The organism is Actinomycetes bacterium, from assembly GCA_036000965.1.
In the GTDB taxonomy this organism is placed as follows: domain Bacteria; phylum Actinomycetota; class CALGFH01; order CALGFH01; family CALGFH01; genus DASYUT01.
This window is the reverse complement of record DASYUT010000182.1, coordinates 1-6,813: the sequence shown is the minus strand read 5'-3', so window position 1 is coordinate 6,813 and position 6,813 is coordinate 1. Positions and strand designations below refer to the sequence as shown.

Below are 6,813 nucleotides of genomic sequence, written 5' to 3'. Positions count from 1 at the left end.
AAGGAGAGGGGCGCCAATGACATCCAGGTCCACGCGGCGGCTGACCATGGCCCAGGCCCTGGTCGAGTTCCTGGCCAACCAGCATTCCGAGCGGGACGGGCGCGAGCAGCCCCTGTTCGCCGGCTGCTTCGGCATCTTCGGGCACGGCAACGTCGCCGGGGTGGGCCAGGCCCTGCAGCAGTACGCCGACCGGTTCCGCTACTACCAGGCCCGCAACGAGCAGGGCATGGTCCACATCGCGGCCGGGTACGCCCGCCAGCGCAACCGGCTGGCCACATTCGCCTGCACCTCCTCGATCGGGCCTGGCGCGACCAACATGGTCACCGGAGCGGCGACGGCCACCGCCAACCGGCTGCCGGTCCTGCTGCTGCCCGGGGACGTCTTCGCCAGCCGGGTCGGCCCGCCCGTGCTGCAGCAGCTCGAGACGCCCGGCGGGCCGGAGGTGACCGCCAACGACTCCTTCCGGCCGGTGTCGCGCTACTGGGACCGCATCAACCGGCCCGAGCAGCTCCCCGGCTCGCTGCTGGAGGCGATGCGGGTGCTGACCGACCCAGCCGAGACCGGCGCGGTCACCCTTGCCCTTCCCCAGGACGTGCAGACCGAGGCCTTCGACTACCCCGAGGAGCTGTTCGCCCGCCGGGTCTGGCACGTGGCCCGGCCCGTTCCCGAGCCGGCCGTCCTGGCAAGGGCCGTCGAGGTGCTGCGGTCGGCCAGGCGCCCACTGATCGTGGCCGGTGGCGGGGTCATCTACTCCGAGGCCACCGATGCCCTGCGGGCGCTGGTCGAGGCGACCGGCGTCCCGGTGGCCGAGACCTACGCGGGCAAGGGCTCGATGCCCTACGACCACCGCTCGGCCCTCGGGGCGATCGGGGTCACCGGGACCGACGGGGCCAACGCCATGGCCCGCGAGGCCGACGTCGTGCTTGGCGTCGGCACCCGCTGGGGCGACTTCGCCACCGCCTCCCACAGCATCTTCGCCAACCCCGAGGTCCAGTTCGTCAACGTCAACGTGGCCCCGGTCGACGCCTTCAAGCACGCCGCCACCCCGGTGGTCGCCGACGCCAGGGTGACGCTGGAGGCATTGCGACAGGCCCTGGCTGGCTGGCGGGTCGAGGAGGGCTGGCGGCAGGCCGCTGCCGAGCACAACCGGGCCTGGGACGCCGCCGTGGAACGGGTCTACCGGGCCGGGCACGGGCCGCTGCCCAGCCAGGGCGAGGTGATCGGGGCGGTCAACGACGCCGCCGAGCCGCGCGACGTGGTCGTCTGCGCCGCCGGGAGCATGCCCGCCGACCTGCACAAGCTGTGGCGCACCCGCAACCCCAAGGGCTTCCACGTGGAGTACGGCAACTCCTGCATGGGCTACGAGATCCCCGGCGGGATCGGGATCAAGCTGGCCGACCCCGACCGCGAGGTGTTCGTCATGATCGGCGACGCCTCCTACCTGATGCTGCCCCAGGAGCTGGTCACGGCCGTGGCCGAGCGGGTCAAGATCGTGGTGGTCCTGGTCCAGAACCACGGCTACGCCTCGATCGGGTCGCTGTCGGAGGCGACCGGCTCCAACCGGTTCGGCTGCAACTTCCGCTACCGCGACGAGAACGGCCAGTTCGACGGCGGCCTCCTCCCGGTCGACCTGGCCGCCAACGCGGCCAGCCTGGGTGCCCGGGTGCTCACCGCCCGCTCGATCGGCGAGCTCGGCGACGCCCTGAAGAAGGCGAGGGACATCGACCAGACCGTCGTCATCCATGTCGAGACCGACCCGGCGGAGTACGTGACCATCGGCGGTGCCTGGTGGGACGTTGCCGTCGCCGAGGTCTCGACCTCCGAGTCCGTGCAGCAGGCGCGGGCCGAGTACGAGCGCAACAAGCGGGACCAGCGGCTCTACCTGTAGCCCCGACCGCGGCGGGAGGACCTGCTCATGCGGACGATCAACCACTGGATCAACGGCCGCACGGTGGACCGGGAGCCCGAGCGGGCCGGCGCGGTGTACGACCCGGCCACCGGCCAGCAGACCGCCCAGGTCGCCTACGCCACGGGGGACGACGTCGACGCCGCCGTGCAGGCCGCCCAGGCCGCCTTTCCCGCCTGGCGCGACACCTCGGTGGTGCGGCGGGCCCGGGTGATGTTCGCCTTCCGCGAGCTGCTCGCCAAGCACCGGGACGAGCTGGCCAGGATCATCGCCTCCGAGCACGGCAAGGTCGTCCCCGACGCGGCTGGCGAGGTCCAGCGGGGCCTCGAGGTGGTCGAGGTCGCCTCTGGCATCCCGCACCTGCTCAAGGGCGACTTCTCCGAGAACGTCTCCACCGAGGTGGACTGCTACTCGATCCGCCAGCCGCTGGGGGTGTGCGCTGGGATCACCCCGTTCAACTTCCCCATCATGGTGCCGATGTGGATGCACCCGATCGCGATCGCCTGCGGCAACGCCTTCGTGCTGAAGCCGTCGGAGCGTGACCCGTCGGTGTCGGTCCGGGTGGCCGAGCTGTACGCCGAGGCCGGGCTGCCCGACGGCGTCTTCAACGTGGTCCACGGCGACAAGGTGGCCGTGGACGCGGTCCTCGACCACCCCGGGATCGCGGCGGTCTCGTTCGTCGGCTCGACCCCCATCGCCCGCTACATCTACGAGCGCGGGACCTCGCACGGCAAGCGGGTCCAGGCGCTGGGCGGGGCCAAGAACCACGCCCTGGTCATGCCCGACGCCGACATGGACTCGGCCGCCGACGCGCTGGTGTCGGCCGCCTTCGGCTCCACCGGCCAGCGCTGCATGGCCATCTCCACCGCCGTCGCCGTCGGCCGGGCCGGCGACGCCCTGGTCGAGAAGGTGCTGGAGCGGGCCAACAGCCTGCGCACCGGGCCGGGCCTCGACCCCTCTTCCGACATGGGGCCCCTGGTCTCGGGGGCGGCCAGGGACAAGGTGTCGGGCCTGATCGAGTCCGGCGTCAACGAGGGCGCCAAGCTGGTCCTGGACGGGCGCGACGTGCGGGTCGAGGGCCACGAGGACGGCTTCTACCTCGGCCCGACGCTGTTCGACGAGGTCACCACCGAGATGGCCATCTACCAGCAGGAGGTCTTCGGGCCGGTCCTGATCGTGCTCCGCGTCTCCGACATCGACGAGGCGATCGAGATGATCGCCCGAAACCCCTACGGCAACGGCACGGCCATCTTCACCTCCAACGGCGCGGCCGCCCGCAAGTTCCAGAACGAGGTCCAGGCGGGCATGGTCGGGGTCAACGTGCCGATCCCGGTGCCGATGGCCTTCTACTCCTTCGGCGGCTGGAAGGACTCCCTGTTCGGCGACCTCCACGTCCACGGCCCCGAGGGCGTCGCCTTCTACACCCGCGGCAAGGTCGTCACCACCCGCTGGCCCGTCCCCCGCGACTCCGCCGTGGAGCTCGGGTTCCCGACGTCGCGCTGACTGGAGGAGGTGGGATGCAGCACGACACGAGGACCGACCCACGGGCACCGCCCGGGCGGTGCCCCGTTCATGGCTGGTCCAAGCAGAAAGGTGAATCTCGATGATCCAACCCCGTAGGCACCCCCGCCTGCTGGCGCTGCTCGCCGTGCTGCTGTTCGCGGCCGCCGCCTGCAGCAGCTCGGGCGGCAAGCAGAAGGAGGCGCCCGCCGCGGGCGGCGCCACCGGGAAGGCGAACACGCCGGAGATCACCGTCCAGATGGTCACCCACAGCGCCCCCGGCGACACCTTCTGGGACATCATCCGCAAGGGCGCCGAGGCCGCCGCGGCCAAGGACAACGTCAAGTTCCAGTACTCGTCGGACCCGGACTCCGGCAAGCAGGCGACCTTGATCCAGAGCGCGATCGACGCCAAGGTCGACGCCATCGCGGTCACCATCCCCGACCCGCCGGCGATCGCCCCGGCGGTGCGGAAGGCCATCCAGGCCGGCATCCCGGTGGTCGCGTTCAACGCCGGCATCGGCAACTACCAGGATTCGGGCGCGCTGTCGTACTTCGGGTCGGACGAGAGCCTGGCCGGCGAGACCGCGGGCAGGCGGGCCTCCGAGGGGGGCTACAAGAACCTCCTGTGCGTCATCCAGTTCCAGGGCCAGGTCCAGCTGGAGGCCCGCTGCGACGGGGTGAAGAAGACCTTCACCGGCAACTGGCAGAAGATCTACGTGAACGGTTCGGACCTGCCCTCGGTGAAGTCGACCATCGCCGCCAAGCTGACCCAGGACAAGAGCATCGAGTTCGTGGTCACCCTCGGCGCCCCGATCGCCCTGGCCGCGATCGACGCCATCAAGGAATCCGCCAGCAAGGCCAAGCTCGGGACCTTCGACTTCAACCCGCAGATCCCGCCCAAGATCACCTCCGGTGAGCTCCAGTTCGCGATCGACCAGCAGCCATACCTGCAGGGCTACCTGGCGGTCGACTCGCTGTGGCTGTACAAGACCAACGGCAACGTCCTCGGCGGCGGGCAGCCGACCCTGACCGGGCCGTTCCTGGTCGACAAGGAGAACATCGAGTTCATCGGCAAGTTCGCGGAGGCCGGCACGCGGTAGTCCCGCCATCGGGGGGCCGCCTGCAGATGGCGGCCCCCCATGCGGCCCCCCAGCCTCGGAGGTTCGTATGAGTCAGACAGTGGACGTCGGCACCCCGCCGGCCCCGGCCCAGGACGAGCGGGTCGCACAGCGGTCGACGCTCGGCCGGCTCTTGGCTCGCCCCGAGATCGGGGCGCTGGCCGGCGCGATCGTCATCTTCCTCATCTTCTTCATCGTCGCGCCCCCGTTCCGCGACCCCAGCTCGCTGGCCACCGTCCTGTACGTCAGCTCCACCTACGGCATCCCGGCGGTCGCGGTGGCGCTGCTCATGATCGGCGGGGAGTTCGACCTGTCGGCCGGCGTCGCCGTCACCGCCTCGGCACTGGTGGCGTCGATGATCAGCTACCAGTTCAGCGCCAACATGTGGGTGGGCATCGCCGTCGCCCTGGTCGTCGCCCTGCTGATCGGCTTCATCAACGGCTACCTGGTGGTGAAGACGGGCATCCCCAGCTTCCTGGTCACCCTGGGCACCTTCTTCATGATCCGGGGGCTCAACCTGGCCGTGACCAAGATCGTCACCGGCAACGTCGGCACCAACGACGTGTCGGACATCGCCGGTTTCGGGATGGCCAAGAACATCTTCGCCTCCCAGTTCACGGTCGGGGGCATCGCGATCCGGATCACGCTGCTCTGGTGGATCCTGTTCGTCCTCATCGCCACCTGGGTCCTGCTCCGCACCCACGTCGGCAACTGGATCTTCGCCGTCGGCGGCTCCGCGCCCAGCTCCCGGGCGGTGGGCGTGCCGGTGAACAAGGTGAAGATCGGCCTGTTCATGACGGTGGGGTTCCTGGCCTGGTTCACCGGCATGCACATTCTGTTCGCCTTCAACACCGTGCAGTCCGGCATCGGGATCGGCAACGAGTTCATCTACATCGTCGCCGCCGTGGTCGGCGGCTGCCTGCTCACCGGCGGCTACGGCTCGGTGATCGGGGCCGCGATCGGAGCGTTCATCTTCGGCATGACCAACCAGGGCATCGTCTACGCCGGCTGGAACCCCGACTGGTTCTACTTCTTCCTCGGCGCCCTGCTGCTCGGGGCCATCCTGTTCAACAACTTCATCCGACAGCGCGCGGAGGCATCCAGATGACCGCCACAGCCGACATCAGGACCGGGGCGCCGCTGGTCCGGCTCACCGACGCCGGCAAGAACTACGGCAACATCATCGCCCTCCAGGGCGTCACCCTGGACGTCGGCGCGTCCGAGGTCACCTGCGTGCTGGGGGACAACGGCGCCGGCAAGTCCACCCTCATCAAGATCATCGCCGGGCTGCACCAGCACACCCACGGCAGCTACGAGGTCGAGGGCGATCAGGTGCGCTTCGACTCCCCCCGCGAGGCCCTCGACCGCGGCATCGCCACCGTCTACCAGGACCTGGCCGTGGTGCCGCTGATGCCGGTGTGGCGCAACTTCTTCCTCGGCAACGAGGTCCGCAAGGGCCCGGCCATGGACATCGCGGCCATGCGCAAGATGGCCAAGCAGGAGCTGCTCGACATGGGCATCGACCTGCGCGATGTCGACCAGCCGATCGGCACCCTGTCGGGCGGCGAGCGCCAGTGCGTGGCCATCGCCCGGGCGGTGCACTTCGGGGCCAGGGTGCTGATCCTGGACGAGCCGACGGCGGCCCTGGGCGTCAAACAGTCCGGGGTGGTGCTGCGCTACATCATCCAGGCCAAGGAGCGCGGCCTGGGGGTCATCTTCATCACCCACAACCCGCACCACGCCTACCCGGTCGGCGACCGCTTCCTCATCCTCAAGCGGGGCCGCAGCCTCGGCTACTGGAAGAAGAACGAGATCACCATGGGCGAGCTGACCGGGCTCATGGCCGGTGGCACGGAGCTGGAGGAGCTCACCCACGAGCTGGAGCAGGCCGGGGCCGAGAGCTCCGGGCTGCGGGAGGTCGCCCACGTGTTCGAGCAGGAGGTGGCCGAGCTGCACGTCGCCGAGCTGAGCGGGCAGACGACGCCGCCCTCCGACAACACCGGCCCCCGCCAGGAGCCGCCGCAGCCATGAAGATCGCCCTCGACCCCTACATGCTGCGGACCGTCCCGCTGGCCGAGCTGCCAGCAATGGTGGCCGAGCTCGGCTACGAGCACATCGAGCTGTCACCGCGGGAGGACTTCATCCCGTTCTTCGTCCACCCGCGGGCCGACAGGGCCACCATCGACAGCTTCAAGAAGGCGCTGGCCGCCGCCCGGGTCTCGGTCTCGTCGGTGCTGCCGCTGTACAAGTGGTCCGGCCCGGACGAGGACGAGCGCCAGGCGGCCGT

6 protein-coding genes are annotated in these 6,813 nt (G+C 70.1%); all 6 read left to right on the top strand.

Annotated elements, in window-relative coordinates; genetic code table 11:
• Positions 1-16 precede the first annotated feature (16 nt).
• Positions 17-1,888 (top strand): 3D-(3,5/4)-trihydroxycyclohexane-1,2-dione acylhydrolase (decyclizing), encoded by a 1,872-nt coding sequence (iolD, locus tag VG276_16760; GenBank protein HEV8650993.1) that lies wholly within the window; start codon positions 17-19, stop codon positions 1,886-1,888.
• A 27-nt stretch (positions 1,889-1,915) separates the two neighbouring features.
• Positions 1,916-3,409 (top strand): CoA-acylating methylmalonate-semialdehyde dehydrogenase, encoded by a 1,494-nt coding sequence (locus VG276_16755; GenBank protein ID HEV8650992.1) that lies wholly within the window; start codon positions 1,916-1,918, stop codon positions 3,407-3,409.
• A 100-nt stretch (positions 3,410-3,509) separates the two neighbouring features.
• Positions 3,510-4,508 carry a sugar ABC transporter substrate-binding protein gene (locus tag VG276_16750; GenBank protein ID HEV8650991.1) on the top strand — a complete coding sequence of 333 codons (999 nt, stop codon included), beginning with the start codon at positions 3,510-3,512 and terminating at the stop codon, positions 4,506-4,508.
• Positions 4,509-4,575: 67 nt separating this feature from the next.
• Complete coding sequence (locus VG276_16745) at positions 4,576-5,634, top strand: ABC transporter permease (protein HEV8650990.1); 1,059 nt, start codon at positions 4,576-4,578, stop codon at positions 5,632-5,634.
• Entirely contained in the window at positions 5,631-6,557 is a 927-nt protein-coding gene (locus VG276_16740) for an ATP-binding cassette domain-containing protein (GenBank protein HEV8650989.1), read from the top strand. The genes VG276_16745 and VG276_16740 overlap by 4 nt, the downstream gene beginning before the upstream one ends.
• Positions 6,554-6,813 (top strand): sugar phosphate isomerase/epimerase (locus VG276_16735; GenBank protein HEV8650988.1); only part of this gene is annotated, 260 nt, incomplete at its 3' end. The genes VG276_16740 and VG276_16735, both read left to right, overlap by 4 nt.